General features: G+C 60.8%; 16 protein-coding genes and 1 pseudogene. 1 reads left to right on the forward strand and 16 read right to left on the reverse strand.

What is annotated here, in order from left to right:
- The 8 genes and pseudogenes from ABHR76_RS05250 to ABHR76_RS05290 form a co-directional block, all read right to left on the reverse strand.
- Positions 1 to 851: YitT family protein (locus tag ABHR76_RS05250; protein ID WP_346976984.1), on the reverse strand; the 851-nt coding region annotated here is incomplete at its 3' end.
- 206 nt (positions 852 to 1057) lie between these two features.
- Positions 1058 to 1687, reverse strand: a complete 630-nt coding sequence (locus tag ABHR76_RS05255) for an HAD family hydrolase (RefSeq protein WP_346976985.1) — start codon at positions 1685 to 1687, stop codon at positions 1058 to 1060.
- 160 nt (positions 1688 to 1847) lie between these two features.
- Positions 1848 to 2831: an SIS domain-containing protein gene (locus ABHR76_RS05260; protein ID WP_226790479.1), complete on the reverse strand. Its 984-nt coding sequence runs from the start codon at positions 2829 to 2831 to the stop codon at positions 1848 to 1850.
- A gap of 199 nt (positions 2832 to 3030) precedes the next feature.
- Positions 3031 to 3864, reverse strand: coding sequence for a PTS system mannose/fructose/sorbose family transporter subunit IID (locus tag ABHR76_RS05265; protein WP_035136780.1), 834 nt, complete (start codon positions 3862 to 3864; stop codon positions 3031 to 3033).
- A 13-nt stretch (positions 3865 to 3877) separates the two neighbouring features.
- A pseudogene (locus tag ABHR76_RS05275) lies at positions 3878 to 4671 on the reverse strand (PTS mannose/fructose/sorbose/N-acetylgalactosamine transporter subunit IIC).
- A gap of 36 nt (positions 4672 to 4707) precedes the next feature.
- Positions 4708 to 5631: a PTS sugar transporter subunit IIAB gene (locus tag ABHR76_RS05280; protein WP_346976988.1), complete on the reverse strand. Its 924-nt coding sequence runs from the start codon at positions 5629 to 5631 to the stop codon at positions 4708 to 4710.
- A 182-nt stretch (positions 5632 to 5813) separates the two neighbouring features.
- Positions 5814 to 6896, reverse strand: coding sequence for a DMT family transporter (locus ABHR76_RS05285; RefSeq protein ID WP_346976989.1), 1083 nt, complete (start codon positions 6894 to 6896; stop codon positions 5814 to 5816).
- 231 nt (positions 6897 to 7127) lie between these two features.
- On the reverse strand, positions 7128 to 8120 hold the full coding sequence (locus ABHR76_RS05290; protein ID WP_006235139.1) for an SIS domain-containing protein: 993 nt from the start codon (positions 8118 to 8120) through the stop codon (positions 7128 to 7130).
- Positions 8121 to 8325: 205 nt separating this feature from the next.
- Here ABHR76_RS05290 and ABHR76_RS05295 point away from each other — a divergent pair, with 205 nt between their 5' ends.
- Entirely contained in the window at positions 8326 to 9048 is a 723-nt protein-coding gene (locus ABHR76_RS05295) for a GntR family transcriptional regulator (RefSeq protein WP_346976990.1), read from the forward strand.
- Between the two features lie 21 nt (positions 9049 to 9069).
- Here ABHR76_RS05295 and ABHR76_RS05300 read toward each other — a convergent pair whose 3' ends face one another.
- The 8 genes from ABHR76_RS05300 to ABHR76_RS05335 form a co-directional block, all read right to left on the reverse strand.
- Positions 9070 to 9660, reverse strand: a complete 591-nt coding sequence (locus ABHR76_RS05300; protein ID WP_346976991.1) for a GNAT family N-acetyltransferase — start codon at positions 9658 to 9660, stop codon at positions 9070 to 9072.
- Positions 9661 to 9737: 77 nt separating this feature from the next.
- Complete coding sequence (locus ABHR76_RS05305; RefSeq protein ID WP_346976992.1) at positions 9738 to 10763, reverse strand: threonine aldolase family protein; 1026 nt, start codon at positions 10761 to 10763, stop codon at positions 9738 to 9740.
- Positions 10764 to 10808: 45 nt separating this feature from the next.
- Positions 10809 to 11672, reverse strand: a complete 864-nt coding sequence (locus tag ABHR76_RS05310; protein ID WP_346976993.1) for a phosphatase PAP2 family protein — start codon at positions 11670 to 11672, stop codon at positions 10809 to 10811.
- Between the two features lie 215 nt (positions 11673 to 11887).
- A complete protein-coding gene (gene mfd / locus ABHR76_RS05315; RefSeq protein WP_346976994.1) occupies positions 11888 to 15520 on the reverse strand; it encodes a transcription-repair coupling factor in 3633 nt (1210 codons plus the stop codon).
- 222 nt (positions 15521 to 15742) lie between these two features.
- Positions 15743 to 17209 (reverse strand): hypothetical protein, encoded by a 1467-nt coding sequence (locus ABHR76_RS05320; RefSeq protein ID WP_346976995.1) that lies wholly within the window; start codon positions 17207 to 17209, stop codon positions 15743 to 15745.
- 208 nt (positions 17210 to 17417) lie between these two features.
- Positions 17418 to 18464, reverse strand: coding sequence for a zinc ribbon domain-containing protein (locus ABHR76_RS05325; RefSeq protein ID WP_271737329.1), 1047 nt, complete (start codon positions 18462 to 18464; stop codon positions 17418 to 17420).
- Positions 18465 to 18582: 118 nt separating this feature from the next.
- Positions 18583 to 19248 carry an endonuclease III gene (gene nth / locus ABHR76_RS05330; RefSeq protein WP_271737330.1) on the reverse strand — a complete coding sequence of 222 codons (666 nt, stop codon included), beginning with the start codon at positions 19246 to 19248 and terminating at the stop codon, positions 18583 to 18585.
- A 63-nt stretch (positions 19249 to 19311) separates the two neighbouring features.
- Positions 19312 to 21114, reverse strand: a complete 1803-nt coding sequence (locus tag ABHR76_RS05335; protein ID WP_346976996.1) for an ABC transporter ATP-binding protein — start codon at positions 21112 to 21114, stop codon at positions 19312 to 19314.
- Between the last annotated feature and the right edge of the window lie 4 nt (positions 21115 to 21118).

Consider the following 21118-nt stretch of genomic DNA (forward strand, 5'->3'; position numbering starts at 1 on the left):
ACATTGATCACGGCACCGGAATCAATGTCGCACACCAGCTTGATAATGTCCTGGCTCTCGTAGGTCGAGACAACGGCGTGCAGCAGGTACATCTTTTCGCGGCTGTATCCGCCGATGACCTCGGCGCAGCTAATGCCGTGCTGAAAATGGTCAACATAGGCGGTCATGACCTCGTCCGCCTTGCGCGTCGTGATCTGCAGCGTCACGCGGTCGTAGCGACGATAGAAACTGTCGATGGTCTTGGTCGAAATAAACTGGAACACGATAGAGTACGCCGCGTTGTCCCAACCAAACATAAAGCCAAAAATCGCCAGGATAAAGCAGTTGAAACCAAAGATGACGCCCCAGATAGTCTTGCCCGTGTGGTTGGAGACCCACAGCGCGATAAAGTCGGTGCCGCCGGTGGACGCACCGGACTTGAGCGCGATGGCAGCGCCCAGACCCGAGACCACGCCGCCAAAAATGATGAGCATGATCTTGTCGCCCAAAAACGGGGAAAAGTGAAAGATGTTGAGGAACAGCGACGAGAGCACGACCTGCATCATCGAGAAGATGACGAAGCGTTTGCTAATGCCGCTCCAGCATAGGAGCGCCACGGGGATGTTGAGCGCGAGCATGCCGAGCGAGATGTCGATTCGAACGCCGCCGAGCGAGGTAACGCGATCGAGCAGGACCGCGACGCCGGTAAGACCACTCGGAAGCAGGTCGGCGGGTTGAATGAACGCCTGGATCAGAAATGTCTGGAGAACGGCGGAAATGGTGACCGCCACGGCAGTAATGGCACGGCGAACGATGGTGAGGCGGCCGAGCACGAGCACGCGGTCCGTGAGCTGATCGATGGCGTTCGCCACGGAGGCTCCTTTCGAAGGCAGATATAGTTGTGAGGCGTGCCCGCGATTGTAGCATGGAGCGTGCGGGGGCGCTTCAATTCACCCTCTCTCGACAACCATCAGAAGGACCGTGAGGCCGCTCAAAAGAAAAACGCCGTGAAGAGAGCGGTCCCTTCACGGCGAATTCGGCGTTTGCCCAGATAAAACCTGCCAAAATAAACCTGTCCCTAAATGGCAGGTAGGATGTCGGTCAGGTTGTCGATGACGACGTCGGCGGCGGACTGGTCCAGGTTGACGCCTTCGTGCGGGCGCAGCGCCAGGACGCGGGCGCCGGAGCGCTTGCCGGCCTCGATACCCAAAGGCGAGTCCTCGATAACCAGGCACTCGGTAGGCTCCACCCCCAACGCCTCCATGGCACGCAGGTAGATCTCGGGATCGGGCTTAAACGCACTGCACTCGTGACCGCTGATGGTGTAGTCTAGCACGTCGGCGATGCCGGCAATCTCCACCAGCTCGTCGATGAGCTCGCGATAGGACGAGCTCGCGATAGCGCACTTCACGCCACGCTCGTGCAGCTCGCGCATCACCGGCTCCGTCTGCTCGTTGAGCAGCTCGGCATACGGAACGGGATGGTCCGGGCTATAGACCTGCTTGTACTCCACGCGCAAACGCTCGCGCAGCTCAATATCGTCGGGCACCAGCGCCTCCCAAATGGCGGGCTCGTTAGACCCCGAAAGATCGGGAATCTCGTCAAAGTGGAACCCCTTCTCTTCCATAAACGCCACGCGGCGACGGTTGTAGAACCACTCGGTATCGACCAGCACGCCGTCCATGTCAAACAGCACTGCCTTGATCATACGCATCTCCTCCCACCTGCCAAAAAGGGACAGGTTTATTTTGGTAGGTTTTATCTGGGGTTTTATGGAACGACGAACACGCCCTCCCCAGAGCAAAAAAGGGGACGGGGCACAAACCCCACCCCCTCTCAATCAACCCGTAAGGTCTACTTACTTGTGATTAGTAGGAAAGCTTCCACATGTAGCGACGCATGGTCAGCGGGTGCTGACGGGCCTCGGCGATCTGGTTGCCGTACTCACGCATAACGGCGAGGTGCAGCAGCGGGTTGAAGTAGGTGATGACGCTCGCGGGCACGGCGTCAGCCAGGCCGTAGTCCTTGGAGTCGATCAGAGCGACCTTGGCGCCCATGCGCTCAAGGAAGGTGAGGGCGCGGGCGTCCATCGGACGGGTGGCGCCATCGGACATGAAGAAGACGTAGGGCTTACCCTCGGTGGAAACCTCGAACGGGCCGTGGAAGTACTCGCCGGTGTTGTAGGCGGCGGCGTCGATCCACTGCATCTCGGTGAACAGGAAGGCGGCGTGAGAATAAGCCATCTTCTCGGAGGCACCGGAAGCCATGAAGTAAATCATCTTGTCGTCCTTGAAGTCCTCGGCGAACTTCTTGGCGAGCTTCTTGCAGTGCTGAGCGGCGTTCTCGCAGAGATCGAAGATGTTGGTAAGGCCGGTGATCATGTCCTCGTAGTGGTCATAGCCCTCGGTCTGCTGAAGGATCTCGAGAGCAAGAGCGATAGCATAGCCGGGCTTCTCGCACTTGGCAGCGTAGTTGGCGTGGAAGCCGTGAACGATGACGTGGTCGGCGTCGACGGTCAGAGCGGAGCCAGCCTTGTTGGTGAGGGAGACGACCGGGCAGTTGTGCTTCTTGGCGGTCTTGTTGGCCTCGACGGTCTCGGGCGTGGAGCCACCGAGGGAGCAGGTGATCACGAAGGTGTGCTCGTTGACCCAGGAAGGCGTGTCGTAGTTGAACTCGTTAGCGGTGAAGATCTGAACGTTCAGCTTGTCCGTGTTGTTGGCCAGGAAGTACTTGGCGGGGTAAAGGTCGGACATGGAAGCACCGCAGCCGACGAAGGCGACGCTGTGGATCTCGTGGTTGGACAGGACGTCAGCGACGATCTGCTTAGGGAGGTTAAGGTCGATCTCGTACATCTGACACATTCCTTTCGATTTTTGCGGCGCCACATTGCCGGGCGCTCGCAGGGTTACCGTGGTTTGGACCGAGTCGCCGGCCCGTTGAGGATGCGACAAGGGGACTGTCCCATTGTCGCATTTTGGGAATGGAAGCCTGCCTGGGGTATGGGATGCCAGGCAGGCCCCCGGGGGAAAGCGGTTAGACGCTTGGTCGCAACTAGGCCAGGATGCCGGCCGCGGAGAGGGCGATGCCGCCCACGATGGCGATCACGAGAAGCCAACCGGTGTTGACGTTCTTCTTGATGAGCCAGTACATAAGGCCGGTGAGACCGAGGGAGATCATCTGGGGCATCATGCCGTCCAGGATGTCCTGAATCACGACGGTGCCCTCAGCGAACTGCAGCGGGGTGGTGGCGCCGATCAGCGTAGCAATCATGCCGCCCACGGACATAAGACCCACGATGCCGCAGACATACATGAGCTTCTCCATGAGGTCGCCGCCCTGAAGCTTGCTCAGGTACTCGTGGCCGCCCTGATAGCCCATCTTGGCTGCGAACCAGGTGATCAGCACAGAGGGGACGATGGAGATGAGCATGGCCAGGATCGGGCCCATGATGGAGCCCTGCTGAGCCAGCTGAACGCCCAGGCCAAAGGCGATAACGCGGATGGTGCCCTGGAAGAAGGAGTCACCGATGCCGGAAAGCGGACCCATGAGGGAGGTCTTGACCGCGTTGATCGAATCGGGATCGAAGTTCTCGGGATCCTTGGCGTACTCCTCCTCCATGGAGGCGGAGAGGCCTAGGATAAAGGCGCTCGTCTGCGGGGTGCAGTTGTAGAACGCCATGTGACGGTGGTAAGCCTCTTTCTTAGCAGCGAGCTGCTTGGGGTCGGACTCATCCGGATAGAGGCGATCGAGCGTGGGGACCATGCCGTAGAGGAAGCCCATGTTCATCTGACGCTCGTAGTTCCAAGAAGCCTGGATGGCCCAGGAGCGCCAGAAGAACTGGCTGACCTTCTTGTTCAGGGACACGTCCTTGGTTGCGGTTGCCATAGTGTGTTCCTCCTTAGTCTTCGTCGTCTTCGAGCGGATCGTAGTCGGAATCGACACCGGCGGCTGCATGGGAACCGTTGAACTTGAAGCCCATGAAGACGACAGCCAGGCACACACCGATCAGAGCGACCGCGATGACGGACAGGTTGAGGTAAGCGGCGAGCAGGAAACCGATGAACAGGAACGGAGTCATACCCTTCTTGATCATCATGGTGAGCAGCAGGGCCAAGCCGTAGGCGGTCATGATCTTGGTCGAAACGTTAAGACCAGTGGACAGCCACTCGGGAACCATGTTGACGATGGCCTGAACCAGGTCGGTGCCAACAAAGACGGCGAGGAAGATCGGCGGAAGTACATGATGGCGTACAGACCGGAGCCGGCGCAGATGTGCATACGGTAGGCGGTCTTAAACTTTCCGTTATCGATCGCGCTATCTGCCACATGGGTGAGGGCGGCGATGATGGAGCGGAACACGATGCCGAGGAGCTGACCCAGGACGGCGACCGGGATGGCGATCGTCATGGCGGTCTCGGCGGAAGCATCGGTCAGGCACGCAAAGGCAGCGGCCACGATGCCGCCCAGGACCATATCGGGCGGAACGGCGGCGCCGACCTGCACCAGGCCCATGGACACGAGCTCGACGGCGGCACCGACGGCAAGGCCGGTGGGCACATCGCCCAGCAGCAAACCGACGAGCGTAGCGCCAACGAGGGGCTGCTCGAAGTTAAGACGACCGAGCAGGCGGGAGTCCCACATGCAGAACACGCCGACGAGGCCGACGAGCACTGCACTGATGAACGTATTCATACCCTTCTCCTTTCAGTCAGGCAAAAGCCTGGTTGATTACAGCTTGGCGTCGATGTCGACGCTCTGATACGTAGGGGTCTGCTGAACATAGAGCTTGATGCCCATGTCGAGCAGCTGGTTGACGTCGGCCTTCTGGGTGGCGTCGAGGAAGACGGAGCTGTCCTTGCCTCCGACCTGATCGGCACCGTCGTGGTTGGCGGTGGCGCCCAGGTTGATGGCGTCGAGCTTGTAGCCCTGGCAGAACTGCAGCATCTCGGCGGTGTTGCCAAAGACGAACATGACGCGCTCGCCGAGGGTGTTGAGCTTGTCCATCTTGGCGAGGGCACGCTCGACGGTGAAGACGTTCAGACGCACGCCCTGGGGCTTGGCCAGCTTAAGAGCGCCCTTCTTGATGTCATCGTTGGCGGCAGCGTTGTCGACGACGATGATGCGCTCGGCCTGAACCTTGGTGGTCCAGGTAAAGACGACCTGGCCGTGCAGCAGACGATAGTCAAGACGTGCGAGGACGATCTTGGCGGGACCGGAGCTGTGACGGGGCGCCTTAGCCTTCTTGGCGGGAGCCGCGGCAGCCTCGACCGGAGCATTGGGGTTGGTCAGACCGGTGCGGGCCTCGTTGATGAGGGCCGCGAGCTCGGCGCCCTTGACGGGGACGGGGCTCATAGCGAGCGTGAGCGCCAGCGGGATGTTGAAACCGCTAACAACCGTGAACTTCGTGCCGTTCTTGGAAAGCTCGACCATGTTGTTGTTGACCGAGCTGCCGAGCATATCGGTCAGCACATAGACGGTGTCGTCCGCGTTGAACGTGGCGATCATAGCCTCAACCTTATTGGTGATGGGCTCCTTGTCGTCACGAGCAAGCGACACGACGTGGACGTTCGACACGTCGCCGAGAACCATCTCGAGCGTGTCTTTGGCGCCTGCGGCCAGGCCGCCATGAGATGCGAGAATGATCTGATTCATCTTGCCTCCTCCTTTTCGTTATGGTCATTATAACGTCTTATACGTTGCTTATATTGCTAATTAGTATAAAGACCGTTCGCGGGTGAAAATCGACCGTTGACGGGTTTAACGTACTTGAAACGTTGGACTGGATAGGCCGGCGCTGGCTGGATAACCCCAGGTCAGACGCCGCGTACAATCCTCTATCGCACGAAGTACCAGGGGCTTTCCTGCACGGTGGGTTCCAGCGCGATGCCAGTGCGTTCCTTAAACAGATCCATGTCCTGAGATTTTTCGGTCCACCACGCGTTGGGCTTAAAGGTCATGCTCTCAATGACATGACCGACAAACACACTGTTGCGCAGCTTAGAGAAGTCGGTGTTCATAATCAGGATGGACGCGAGCACCAGCACGATGCCCAGGACTTTGATCGCGCCGGCGGGCTCGGCGTAGACACCAATGCCCAGCAGTACGGTGACGACCGTCTCGAATGACATTACGACGGGAACTTTCGATGTCTCGAGCCCCATGGACAGACCCTGCATATATAAGATGTAGGCCACAGCTGTGGGGATGAGTCCAAAGCCAAGGAACAACAGCAGCAGCTGTGGCGACATCGCCGCGGCGACATCCGGCCACGGAGCCGCGATAGCCGCCATAACCGCACCGCCAAAAACAAAGCCCCAAAACGTGACAGCCAGCGGGTGGACCGTCTTGGTTGCTATCCGGCTAAACACCGCGAGCGACGCACCACAAAGACCTGCAATCACGCCCGACGTGACGCCCCAAACCGAAAAATGGAAACCGGAAAGGTCGCCATTGGTCACTGCAAGCACGCAGCCAACGATGTTAAAGACAATGGCAACGAGCTTGTTGGGGGTCACGTCCTCGCGATAAAGCACGCGGCCGAGCATGACGCCAAACACCGGCGAGGTGTAGAGCAGCACCGAGGCCGTGGACATGCCCACCTCGCCCATGCACTCGTAATAGCAGGTGTTGGCGGCGGCCAAACCGACGATACCGACAAGCGCGCAGGGAACAAGCTCTTTAGGGCTTGCCTTGAACAGGGCCAGCGGACCCTGAGCCACGGTAGACCCCTCACCCGGACGACAGCCCATAAACATCAGGACCGGCGCCAAGATAAGCGCTCCGACCAACAAGCGAAAGGCAGCCATGCTCTGGGACGAAACGCCCATGGCCGAGATGCCGTTTACAAAGATTCCGATGCTGCCCCACATAAGCGCGGCGACCAGCACCAGCACATAGCCCAGATTGCTTTTCTTCAACGCAGCCTCCTCGGTATTGTTTCCAATATGTTTCACACTACGTTATAGTCGTTATATACATTTTTCAAGACACAAATCGGTGAGCGGAAAAGTGATCCGTTTTCCTCCGCCCCCAGCGGATTACTGGGCGGTTGCGGTGAAATAGTTCCTAAATAGAGGCTTCAAGCCCCCAAGCAAGAACTATTCCACCGCAACTTATGAGGACATCGAGCTGTTAGGCCGCTCTATCCCCTAGTAGTCCAGCTTCCACATGTAGCGGCGCGTCATGTAGTCCTTGTGGGTGACGGCAGAGAGCGCGCGCATATACACGTTGTTGAGGATCGGGGCAAAGATCAGGTGGTTGAAGTACTCGCTCACGCTGTCCTTGATGTCGTTGAGGCCGAGCTCCTTGGCGTCGAGCTGATAGACGCGCTCGCCACCGTACTGGTTGACGAAGCGGATGCCGCGCTCGTCGTTGCAGCGGCTGCGGCCGACGCTGATGAGCTGGAACAGCGAGGTGCGCTTGTCCAGAATCTCGAAGGGGCCGTGGAAGAAGTCGCAGGTGTTGATGGTGCAGGAGTCGATCTGCAGCATCTCCTGCACGTTGCAGATGCTAAAGACGTAGGCGGCACCAAAGAGCGGGCCCTGGGCCATGACGTTGATGCAGGGCTTGTCGGCGTTCTGCTCGGCCCACTTGGCAGCGAGCGGACGGGTGTACTCGACGGCCTTGCGATAGATGGGGTCGACCAAGTCGAACGCGGCCATAGCGGTCTCGTACTCGGCATAGCCCTCGGTCTGCTGCGTAAGCTCCATGGCGATCATGGTCACGACGGCGGAGTTGGTGCGGCCCATGCAGGACTCGTCGACGGCCAGGCTGTCGTACTGGATCTTGTAGTCGCAGACCTCGGTGAGGCCGGACTCGTCAACATAGATGGCGATGGTGCTGGCGCCGTGGTCCTTGGCGACCTGGGCGGCAACGATGGTCTCCTTGGTGCCGCGCATGGACACGACGACGGCCAGGGTGTTCTCGTTGACGTAGGCCGGGGTGGCGTGCACGAACTCGTTGCTGGTGTAGCTGGAGCTCACGACCTGCGTGGCCTCGTGCTCCATAAAGTACTGGGCAGGATAGTTGCCGCCGTTGGATCCGCCAGCGCCAATCCACACGACGCGCTTGATGCCGCCCTTGTCTGCCTTGTCAGCCAAAACCTGGGAGACGACATCCTTAACCTGTTCCTGAGTAGTCATCGTGCATCAGCCTTTCTTCTCGTTTGATGCTCTCGATGGCATACAAGTTACATACATGTTTTGGTTATGTCGACTAGTTGTATGCTATATTTGTCTTAGATATTTTGCTGATGCAGTTTTCTATAACTAGCTACCAGCGGTTTTGTTGTTGTATTGAATACATGCTTGATTAGATACGCATACAAGTTAGATACAGGTTGATCGCATGAACGCTTCATCTAAAAAGAGACTGACCCAATACGAGCGCTTGGCGGGCATGCTGCGCGACCGCATCGCCTCCGGCACCTACGCGCGCGGAGACAAGCTGCCGTCCGAGATGGAACTCATGGACGAATCGGGGCTGTCGCGCAGCACCGTACGCCACGCCCTTAAGGTGCTCGTTGACGAGGGCCTGGTGCGCACCGAGCGCGGGCGTGGCGCCTTTGTGGCCGACACGCCGGCACTCCACGAGAACAACCTGGTGTTTTCGAGCTACACGACACAGGTCCAGGGTCAGGGTATGAAGCCCACCACGCGCACGGTGGACTCGGGCTTTGCCAAGGCCGCGGGCAATGCGGCCAAGTTCTTCGATGTCGCCGTGGGCAGCAAGCTCGTCAAACTTGTCCGCCTGCGTTATCTGGACGATGCGCCGCTGTGCCTGGAGACCACCTATCTACCACCGAGCTTTGGGGCACTCATCGATCGCGATATCAACGGTTCGCTCTACGCCACGCTGCGTCAAGAATTCCATCGCGCGCCGGCACAGGGGCACAAGACCTTTGAGGTGTGCTATGCCTCGCAAAACGAGGCGTTTTTGCTCAACGTTGAGCGCGGGCAGGCGCTGATCCTGATCACCGACTACGTCTACGACACCGACGGCCGCCCGCTCCATGTCTCCAAGCGCATCCAACGCACCGACCGCGCCAAATACACCGAGCCCATCGGCTAACCTGCCAAAATAAACCTGTCCCTAAATGGTAGGTCTGGGGAGGTCGGGGAACCAGGTTGGTTTGGGTTGGTTGGGTGTGCGCTCAGCCAGGACCAGCTCCATCCAGCACATGTCGTACCAGCGGCCGAACTTTTGGGCGCAGCGGTCGAAGGCGCCCACCAAGCGATATCCCATATGGGCATGGAAGTCCTGGCTATTGTGCGTCAGATACTCGTCGTCCTTATCGTGCGGCACGGCAATGAGCGCGCACATGTTGGTGATGTCCATCGCGACCAGGCATTGCTTGAGCGCGTCGTGCAGCTTGCGACCCAGCCCGCCATGGCGCACATCGCGTGCCAGGTAGATCGACGTCTCGACCGACCAGTCGTATGCCTCGCGGCTGTTAAGCGGACTCACGTAGGCATAGCCTACCGGACGCCCGTCCAACTCCATCACCAGATACGGATAGCGCTTGAGCGTGCGCTCGATGCGCCCGGCAAACTCCTCAACGCTCGGCACCTCGTATTCGCAGGTAATCGCCGTCTGGCGCACATACGGCTCATAGATGGCCAGCAACGCCGGTGCGTCTTCGGGCGTCGCCAGGCGAATCGTCGGCTCGGACATCTCGGTCATACAACCCTTCTCCCTCAAAAACAAAGGCCGCCTTGCGCCAAACCCAGCGCAAGGCGGCCCCTCGTCATTACATCAGGCTACAGAACCGCCGCCAACGCGTCGATATCCTCCTGCGTCGTGGCCCAGCTGGTGCAAAAGCGCACCACCGTGTGGGTCTCGTCGTACTTTTCCCAGTACTCGATCGAGGCATGCTCGCGAATGCGGGCCATGTCCTCGTTGGGAAGAATCACGAACTGCTGGTTTGTGGGCGTCTCCAAGAAGAACTGGTAGCCGCGCTCGTGCAGCACGCGACGAAGCGCCTGCGCGGTTTCGATCGCCTGGCGACCAATCTCAAAATACAGGCCGTCGGTAAAGAGCGCCTCAAACTGCACGCCCGTGAGGCGGCCCTTGGCCAACAGCGCGCCGTGCTGCTTAATACGCGGAATGGGATGCGCCGGGGCGTGCATGCCACAAAACACCACGGCCTCGCCGCACAGAGCGCCGCACTTGGTGCCGCCGATGTAGAACACGTCACACAGCTGCGCCAGCTCGGGCAGGGTAATGTCGCACTCATCGGCCGCCAGCGCATAGGCCAGGCGGGCGCCATCCACAAACAGCGGAATCTCACGCTTCTGGCACACTGCGTGAATCGCCGCGAGCTCGGCCTTGGAGTACAGCGTGCCGTACTCGGTCGATAGACTCACGTACACGGCACCCGGGAACACCGTGTGCTCGTAGCTCTCGTTTTCGTAGAACACCTGGATATAGTCCTCCAGATCCTCGGCGTGCATCTTGCCCTCGTAGCCGGGGATGGTGAGCACCTTGTGGCCGCCAAACTCGATGGCGCCCGCCTCGTGGCAGGCGACGTGGCCAGTCTCAACAGCAACGACGCCCTCGTACGGCGCAAGCAACATGTCGATCACCGTCGCGTTGGCCTGCGTGCCGCCCACCAGAAAAAACACGTCGGCATCGGGGGCCTGACAGGCCTCGCGGATAAGCTGCTTGGCACGCTCGGTGTGCGCATCGGTACCGTAGCCGGGCTGCGGCTCCATATTGGTGTCGACGAGCGCCTGCAGCACTGCCGGATGTGCGCCGTGGGAATAATCGTTGTTAAACGCGAGCATGGCAATCCTCTCTTACCGGGTATCGGCCAGATGATTCAAACGGAGCTATTGTACGCCGTTGGGATAGGCAATGCGCGCGGCAAGGCACTCAAATGCCAGTACCAGGGCAAAACCGCAGCTCACATCGCTCAAAAAGTGAGCGCCGATCACGATGCGCCCAAAGGCGACGAACGCTGCAACAACAACCGCCGCCCAAAAGATCACGCGGCGACGCGAAGGTTTTTCCTTAAAGGCTGCCGCGGGAAGCCCGGCGAGCATAAGGCCGATCGCCGCATGCGCCGTGTGTCCGCTCGCAAACGACTTGAACCCGTCCTTGATCACGCCGGCGGCGATATAGGCCCACTTGTCGGGGTTGCCGATCACCCACCACGGCTGAAAATTGAGCCCCGGCGTGACCTCGATCACGCGCATGCGCGGGCGCGACCATAACGGCTTAACAATGACGTTGAGGATGATGGCCTGAGCGACCCACACGGCCAGCACCATCAACGCCCAGCGCGTAAGCTCGTCGGGCTCGGTCGTGCGCGTGAGGCAGTAGGCAATGAAGTTGGCTGCGATGACCAACGCAAACGTCAGAACCAGCTGAAACGCAATAAGCTTGCCGCCGACGCGCAGCGATCCGATAATCTCGTAGCCGACCAGACCCACGTTGATCAAAACGCCCAGCGCAGCGAGCCACTTGCTCGCCTTGGAATTGGGGCGTGCCGAGCGCACGAGCATAACGCCCGCGATGCTCGCCGTCAGCTCGAACGGCAGCTCACCGGCCGCCTCGACAAAGCGACCGTACATGCTGCCGATGTTGAACAGCGCACTCGAGATTTGATAATCAAAGAAGCTGCCCACGCCCAGACAAAGGCACAGGACAACCGCGATAATGGTGACATCTTTCTTATAGATGTATCCGAACATGCTTTCCTTTCGGTCGGGCGAAGGGCAGTCAACCTGCAATGTGGGTGAGACGAAGATGGCTTTGTCCCGTAAATACCCTTACAGGTTGAGCATAAGTAAGCGAAAACGTTCCATTTGTGGCAAGGTGGCCCGAAGGAGGAGGGAAGCGTACTTGCGTACGCGACCGACGAGTGAGGGTCAGATTGCCCAAATGGGGCGTTTGCAGCGTCGACCCGTTAGTCGTCGTCGCTGGCACCCAGCTGCTGCAGCAGCATGAGCGCCGCGGCCACGGGGCCGGTGCCGTCGTTGGCGTCGAGGCCGCGACCCAGGCCGCTGCCCGCGCCGGCGCCCGCCTTGTAGGGCACCGACAGCTTGCGGCTCTTGGGAAAGTTCACCGCGCCATAGCGGGTCTTAAGCTCAAAGGCCACCTTCTTGGGCACGTCAACCCCCAGGAAGGTAATGCGTCCACCGCTGAGCGTGACGCTCTCGAGCCCCAGGCGCTCGCCGCGAATACGAATGCGAGCGCGGTTGAACAGGTTGAGTCCCGCCAACGGCAGCTCGCCATGCGCAGCCTCGGTCTCCTCCTGCACCTCATCGATGCTCTCAAGGTCCTCGGCCGCTGCGAGCTTACGGTACACGAGCACGCGCTGATCCACCGCCGGTAGGTACTCCTCGGACAAGAAGTAGTCGGCCGGCAGGTTGATGCCCACGCTCGCCGCCTCCACGCCGGCATCGTCATCGCCGCGCGCCTCGGCCACGGCTTGGCCCAGCATCTGCGTAAACAGGTCAAAGCCCACGCTCGACAAGTTGCCATGCTGCTCGGCGCCCATAAGCGAGCCGGCGCCGCGAATCTCCAGGTCGCGCATGGCGATGCGCATGCCGCTGCCCAGGTCCTGGAACTCTGAAAGTGCAGTCAGGCGTGCCGTGGCCTCCTCGGTAAGCGGCAGCTCGCCGGGGAACATAAAGTACGCGTATGCCTGCGTGGCCGAGCGGCCCACGCGGCCCTTAAGCTGGTAGAGCTGTGCCAGGCCCAGACGCTGCGAGTCCTCGATGATGAGCGTGTTGGCGGTCGCGTTGTCGATACCGCTCTCAACGATGGTCGTGGCGATAAGCACGTCAATCTTCTTGGTCGCGAACTCGATCATCACGTCCTCGACCTCGCGCGGGCTCATCTTGCCGTGTGCCACGCCCACGCGCGCCTCGGGCGCGGCCTCGTGCACGCGCGCCACGGCGTCGTCGATGGTCTTGACGCGGTTGGACACGTAATACACCTGACCGCCGCGGCCCACCTCCAGGCGAATCGCCGCACTCACCACGTCGGGGTCGTACTCCCCCACGTGCACGATCACGGGACGACGCCCGGTCGGCGGCGTGGTGATCAGGCTCATGTCGCGCACGCCGCTCGTGGCCATCTGCATGGTTCGCGGAATAGGCGTTGCCGAGAGCGTGAGCACGTCGATTTGCTCGCGCAGGTTTTTGAGCTGCTCCTTGTGCTGCACACCAAAGCGCTGCTCTTCGTCGATGATCACCATGCCCAGGTTCTTGGGGTTCACATCGGCAGAAAGCAAGCGGTGCGTGCCGATGAGCACATCAATCGTGCCCTCGGCAAACGCCTTGAGCGCGCGCTTTTGCTGCGCCGGGGTGCGGAAACGGCTGAGCACCTCGACCTCCAGGCCAAACGGGGCAAAGCGCTCAAAGAATGTCTCGTAGTGCTGTTGGGCCAGAATGGTCGTGGGGCAGAGCACCATGACCTGACGGCCGGAGTCCACGCACTTAAAGGCCGCGCGCAGGGCGACCTCGGTCTTGCCGAAACCCACGTCGCCGCACAGCAGGCGGTCCATGGGCTTGGGCGCCTCCATGTCGGCCTTGATGTCGGCGATAGCCTCCAGCTGGTCGCGCGTCTCGTCGTAGGGGAAGCTCTCCTCCATCTCGATCTGCTCGGGCGTATCGGGCGGACAGGCGATACCGGTAATCGACGAGCGGCGCGTATAAAGGTCGACCAGGTCAAACGCCAGCTTTTTGGCATTCTTGCGCGCCTTGTTGGTGGCCCGCGTCCAGTCGGCGGTGTTGAGCCTGGTCAAGCGCGGTTTATCGCCGTCGGGACCAACGTAGCGCGTAATGCGGTCAACCTGCTCCAGCGGCACGTAGAGCTTGTCGCCGTCGGCATATTCCAGCAAAAAGTAGTCGCGCTCCTTGCCGCCCACTTCCTGGCGCGCGACCTCACTAAAGAGCGCGATACCGTGGGTGGCGTGCACCACGTAGTCGCCCGGCTTAAACGGGAACGTGATCTGCGTAATGTCCACCTTGCGGCGGCTGCGCGCGCGATTGGCGTCCATGCGGGCGTTGAGGTCGGCGATTGAGAACACGGCCAGGTTGGCATCGGGCACCACCACGCCCTGCGGCAAGGCAGCATCGACAAAGGTCACGCGCCCGCGCGAGATGGTGGGCACGGCGGCACCGGCGGCAGCCTGGGCGGCACCCGCCTCGAGCGAGCGGGCGTTGAGCGCGTCGGCGCGACGCTCGCGAATCGAGGCATGGGCCTCCTGGCGTGCGGCACGGTCAGCGGAATCCGCCGCTGCCACACGCACGCGGTCGCCGATAGCGCCGGCGTTTTCGGGCGCCGCGGTCAGCGATTCCTCAAAGGTAATGCCCTCGTCGCCAAAGGTGAGCTCCATCGACTCGCGCGCACCGCGGTCGGGGATGGCAAACACGCAGGCATAGCGCTTGCCCACGACCTCCTGGATGCGCGTCATAAAACGGTTGTCCGAGCCTGCGATGGCAGGCTGCTCAATCTTGAGCTCGGCCGTCACCGCACCGCCGGCACGGATGAGGCTCACATAGTTCAGGCGTTGCTGGGAACCAAAGTCGAGTTGCTGGGCACGCACGTACAGGCCGTCCAGACGGTCGACCCCCGCCTCGCCGGCACGTGCCTCGATATCCTCGTAGGCGCGCAGGCAATCGTCGAACAGCGAGCGCGGCTCGGACAGTACCACGAGCGCCTTGCCGCTCACGTGCGACAGCGGGCTCACGGTCTGGCCGTACATCACCGGCAAAAAGCGATCGAGCTCGGGCGTGACGATGCGCGCATCCACCATCTCGAGCAGCGCCGCCAGCTTGCTGTCATCCTGGCTGGCGCGATAGAGCGCCACATGCATGTTGTGGACGGCGTCGTCGGTGAGTGCGAGCTCACGACAGGGGAAGATCTCGATGCTGTCCTCGTTGCCGATGGTCTGGCCCGTCGAACTCACCATGCGGCGGATGCGGTCGATCTCGTCGCCAAAGAACTCAATGCGCACGGGCGCCTTTTCCTGCGCGGGAAACACCTCGACAGTGTCGCCGTGCACACGGAACAGGCCGGGCGCGTCGGCGGCGCTGGCATTGGTGTAGCCCATGCCCACCAGACGCTGCGGCACCTCGTCAAAGGGAATCTCCTCGCCCACCGCAAAAGTAGTGGACTCCCAGTAGCGGCTCTCGACCGGCGGCACGCAGCGCAGCAGCGCGCGGGCCGAGGCGACCATGATGCAGTTGTCCCCGCGCACGATGCGCCCGAGCGCCTCGCAGCGCTGGGCTACCACGGCGTCGTCGGGCGCCTGCTCGCGCCAAGGGTAGTCCTTGCGCTCGGGAAAGCGGCACACGTGCGCCAGGCCCACATAGGCGGCCAGACTGCGTGCGGCGCGATCGGCCGCGTCTTCGCCACTCACGATGTAGACCGTGGGGCGCGGACGACGCGCAAACTGGGCGGCGGCCATAAGCGTTCGGCCCGACTGAGACACGGCCAGCGTCACGTCCCCGCCAGCATCGAGCCCGGCCTCGACGGTCTGCAGTGCCTCGGCAGTGTAGAGCTGCGCGGCTATACGGTGAATGAGCATGCTGTTCCTCCGGCATTGCAACGCCAAAAGCCCGCCGAGGCAAGCTCAGCGGGTCGTTCGTCAAATTCGTTGTCTGTCATGGTAGCGCATGAAGAGGACTCCAGCTCAGGCGTACGCCCAGCCCCGCAACAAAAACGCCAGATAGAACCGGGCTCATCGGCTTCGCCAAAATCTCCCCGTCACTTCGAACGCCGCAACCACGGAAGGTGCCCCAAGAAACGGCTATTCCTCAAAAAAGCTCGCAACGTTCAAACGGCTCGTCCACTCTCCTATGGTGTTGGCAAAGCCGACGCGTGTGTACACGCCCGCAAAACGGCCGCGATACAGGTACAGGCCTTCCATATTAGAAGCGGGCGCAAAACCGAGATCATCCACAAGTCCTTTGGGTGCCTCTCCTCGATGCGGCCCATCGACAAGCGTTCCGCGCAAGCAGGGAGTCTGATACTGCTGAGCATACTCCTGCACAATCGCCCCAGCGGCCGCAGCACGAGCAAGCACCTGGGACCATTCCTGTTCCGTGGCATCCAAACCAGCGACAACGCCAACCGCATTGTAGCCGCCGCACGGCTTGACGATCCATCGGTCCTTTTCGGCAAATCTCGACAACTGGGTGCTTTCGTCCATAATCTCGGTATAGGGCACATGCTCCCGTACAAACGATTGCTCCTCCGGGCTCAACAAGGACTGACCGGCCCGAGACCACAAAAACGCAAATACGGTCTTAGTCGCACACGGCCACGTTCTAAAACCACCGACGATGCATGCAAGCCCTTCTTGGGCAGCCTCGATTAAGGCCGAGCGTCCGTCGCACGGCTTATCCCACAGTTCGCCGGTCACCGCGCGCCGCCAGACGCAATCAATAGGACCGGCGGCATCGCACAGCCGCCTAGCACCGCTCTCGTCTTCGCCAATCCGCAGGTCGCGCACATCCGCAAAGCGCGCCACCACACCCCGTCGCCTCATAAGGTCGACAAAATGAGCCGCATCTTCCAAGTCGATGCTTTCCGAATAGTCGACGATTGCCACCGAAGCGGGATATATCTTTGATTGCGGTGCATAGAGCCCCTCGTCAACGCGGGCCCCGTCGTCCGATCGTGCACTATCCTCGGTGCGGCGAGGATGGGCCAGCTTCCACTCTGCATAGGTCTCAAACAATGCGTCTATCCAGCTACCGCACAAATCGTACTGCCGAAAGCCGGGGTGGTCGGATGCAAACTCCTCAAAGGAAGGCGTCATTCGCACTGCCTGACAGACCGCATCGGTCACTACCATTCCGGCACTGCCGTCGGTATTGAGCTCACAAAACGTATACGAACCGGCATCTTCGTCAAGAAAGATATCAACACGCGCAAGGGGAATTTGGCAATCATAGCCGGCATCCATAGCGCACAGGTCAGCAAAAGCCGGATCCATGCGAAACCACGCACGCACGGAGGCATCGGAACAAAACGCCCGCGTCACCTTGTCCATAATGCCGTACATGCGCTCGGCGGCCTCCTTAAGAAGCGCCGTCATATCCTTGTCGAATATCTTTGGCGTCAGAGCCCAGGGCGCAGGGTCGCCATGGTAGAGCGCATGGGTTTGAGACAAGTATTCGTCGCCTTTGCGACGACCAGGCAGGTCGCCTTCGCGCGTGCGCACGATGCGTTCAAAATAATCTTCGAGCTCTCGCGTCTTCGATATTGCCACGTTACCCTCCATTGCTTGATTTTTTGCTCATGCTACGCCAGCACGCCGCGACTTCGGCGCGCTTGAATAAGCTTCTAAATTAGCAACACATTTTTGCATGGGGCGGCAGGCGGCGACATATACTCCTGCTCAAGCGCATGCACAGCCCCGCAAAAAACGCCAGACGGGCAAGCCGTCTGGCGCTATCAGAGTGAGCTATACGCCGAGTCTAGTCGTAGACGCCCATTTTAAGCAGTGTGAAGATCGGAGCGCCGTCACCCTGCGCGACGCGGACCGTGCAAGTCTCGGTACGGCCCATGGATGCATCCGCTTGAATTGCGGCGATGAACTGGTCCTTTGGCAGGCCGTAGGTGCTCTCGGGGATGTCGGAAGGAAGTAACATGCCGCCAGCACTGTAGACCTCATAGGTGAGCTCGTAGATGTTGTCGCCAAGGTCAGTCGCGCCCGTAACGATGGCACACGATGGGTTGTAATTTCCCTGGCCGTATTCCTGCTTCAGATACAAGTACCCGTCATGCGCTTCGGCCGAATCGGCAAGCATCTGCCCACCCGACCCTTTATCAAAGGTCATGTCAGCATCCGAGAGCGTCAGACCCGTCAGGCGATTGAGTTCCCTATTGATCACATCGGTCGCCATGCGCTGATAGTGACCGTTGTCATAGTCGCCTTTCTCGATTCGATACGGCGCGTTGTCAATAAAATGGCACCAGATAAACTTGACCAGCTTGTATTTCTCGTCATCAGAAAGTCCGTCAGTCGAATCGAAGCCGCCCGCCTGATACCAGTCCCGATCGAAGTGCTCCTCCGTAAAGTTCGACAGGAACAGGTTCGCCGCGGCATAAGTTGCCTGGTCGTTGAGGTCGACCTTTACGCTGCTGCCCGTCTGTCCGGGCTCTTCCGGCTCCTCTTGCTCTTCGGCAGGCTTCTCCTTGGCGCTTCCCTGGTCCTTAAGCTCGGCCGAACCCTCGTCAGACCCCAGCACCGTGATCTGCGATGAATTGCCCTGCCCAAGCGGACCCAGCACGCCGGTCAGCGCCAGAGCGGCACCGCCGGCAACGAGCACGCCCACCACGCACATGCCGACAATCACCGCGCGCTTATACGACTTCTTCTGCACGGAAGGCATCCCTGCCACCGGCATCGGTGCGGGCTCAGCAGGCGCGGCAGCCGGAGAAGCGGCGCCCATGCGCGCCCCGCAGTTCGTGCAAAAATCGGTTCCGTCGGGCATCTCGGAGCCACACTTGGTGCAAAACATATTCGGGCATCCCCTCACAACAAACGGTATCTGCCGCCATCATATTGAGCCTTCGCAGCCCAAATGTGTTGCGCAACATTGGTCGCCGTCTTCGAGCGCCGGCAAAACGTGCCGGGCCCTATCCCGTCACACGCACGCTGGGGCAAAGGTCTGCCAGCGGGCACTCGTCGCACTTGGGCTTACGGGCATCGCAAATCTCGCGGCCAAAGGTGATCCACTGGTGATTGACCGACTCCCAATACTCGTGCGGCAAGATCTTGAGCAGATCTTGCTCGGTCTTGAGCGGCTCTTTGGCGTGCGTCTTGGGACTCAGCATCAGGCGGTGCGCGATGCGGTTGACGTGCGTATCCACCGCGATGCCTTCCACGATGCCGTACCCTACGTTGAGCACGATGTTCGCTGTCTTGCGCCCCACGCCCGGCAGCTTGACGAGCTCCTTCATGTCGGCCGGCACCTCGCCGCCGTAGTCGGCAACAATCATCCGCGCGGCCTCCACGGCATGCTTGGCCTTACTCTTATAAAAGCCGAGTGACTTAATGGTATCGGCCACATCGGCCACGCTCGCCCCCGCCATGGCCTCGGGCGTTGGCCACTGGGCAAACAGTTGGGGCGTCACCTTGTTGACCTGCGCGTCGGTCGTCTGAGCCGAGAGCAGTACCGCGATGAGCAGCCTAAATGGATTCTCGTGGTCCAAGAAGCACTCGACCGGGCCATAGCGACGGTTAAGGCGCTCGCACACCTCGATGGCGCGTTCGCGTTTGGCGGCATTGGTCTCGCGTGGCATAACGACTCCTCGGCTCAGCGGCATAACAAACCTATGGGCACGATTGTCCCACGTATGGGGTCTTTACGCCTCCAAAAATGCGCCGGTCTGGCGGCTCCACAGGCTTGCGTATTCGCCGCCCGCCTCGACGAGCTGAGCATGCGTGCCATCCTCGACAATCTCGCCGTCTGCCAGCACCACGATGCGGTCGAGCGCCGCCACGGTGGACAGGCGGTGCGCCACCACAATGGAAGTGCGGCCGCGCATCAGGTTCTCGAGCGCCTCCTGCACCAGCGCCTCGGACTCGCTGTCGAGGGCAGACGTCGCCTCGTCGAGCACCAGAATCGGCGCGTCGGTGAGGATGGCACGGGCGATGGCCACGCGCTGGCGTTGTCCGCCCGAAAGCTTAACGCCGCGCTCGCCCACCATGGTGTCAAAGCCACGGGGCAGGCGGTCGATAAACTCCAGGGCATTGGCCAGGCGCGCTGCCTCGCGAATCTGCTCGTCGGTGGCGTCGGGGCGGCCGTAGGCGATATTCTCGCGAATGGAGCGGTGGAACAGCAGCGCCTCCTGCGGCACGTAGGCAACCTGGCGGCGCAGACTCTGCTGCGTGCAGCGCGAGACGTCCTGGCCGTCCACGAGCACGCGGCCGCCCTGCACGTCGTCCAGGCGCAGCAACAGCTTGGTGAGTGTCGTCTTGCCCGAGCCCGATTTGCCCACCAGGCCCACGCGCTGGCCCGCCGCCACATGGAGCGTCAGGTCGTCGAACGCGTTCTCGCCCGCCGCGGCGTCACGGTATGCAAAGCTCAAGTGCTCAAAATCGATCGCGCCCTCGGTCACCTTGAGCTCGGGGGCGTCCTCGTCGTCCGCCACCAGACGCGGCTCGTCCAGCACGCGCGTCATCTCGGCCGCATCGCCCAGCGCGCGGTTGATGCGCTGCATCATGGAGCTCACGTAGTTCAGGCGCATGGTGAGGTTGTACGTGTAGGTAAAGATCATGACGAGCGAACCAGCCGAGATGCCAAACCACGCGTTGCCGCCCGCCACGAACACACTCACCACGGCCATGGTGATGACGATAAGACCCGAGGTCGTAAAGTTGCGCTGCATCATGGCGTGCATCGAGACCGTCTCGGCATCGCGCGCGGCACGATCAGCGGCGTCGAACAGATCACGTTCAAAGTCCTCGCGCCCGCAGGTCTTGACGGCCAAGATGTTCGTGACCGCGTCGGAGAGCACGCCCGAGAGCTTGTTCTGCGCGGCGGACGTCGCGGCCGAAAGCGGCATGATGCGCTTGTACATAAGCCAGACAAACGCGATGTAGACGGCCATGATGCACACCAGGATCACGGTAAACGTCGGCACCACCGGGGCGAGCGCCGCCACCGTGCAGATGACCGAGGTGATGGTGGGGATGAGCGAATACACCGTCACGTCGACCAGCCCCGTATAGCCGCTCATAAAACGGCTCGTCTGGCTCACGAGCGATCCGCCAAAGCGGCTGGTGTGAAATGTCATGGATTGATTGGAGAGCGTGTCGAAGCACAGGCGCGCCAGGTGATAGTTGCCCGCAATCTCGAGCTTGTAGACGGTGTAGTCCTGCAGCTTGGAGAGGATTTGGCCCACCAGGTTAACGAGTACGAGCGCCAGGATATAGGGGCCGAAGACCTCAAACACCTGATCACCCGCCACGGGACCGGCTTGAACGCGGTCGACAATGAGGGCCATCACATAGGTATTGGCAAACGTCAGCAAAAAGATGTAGCCCGCCGACGAGAACACCGAGAGAAAGACAATCAGCGGCTGCGTGCGCGTGACACCCCAAAACCGCTGCAGCGTGCGGCGCACGGTGGAGCGTTTCAGCGGACTGGTGTTTCTCTGAGACATGGGC

It is taken from the genome of Collinsella aerofaciens (assembly GCF_039752985.1).
Taxonomy (GTDB): domain Bacteria; phylum Actinomycetota; class Coriobacteriia; order Coriobacteriales; family Coriobacteriaceae; genus Collinsella; species Collinsella aerofaciens_BT.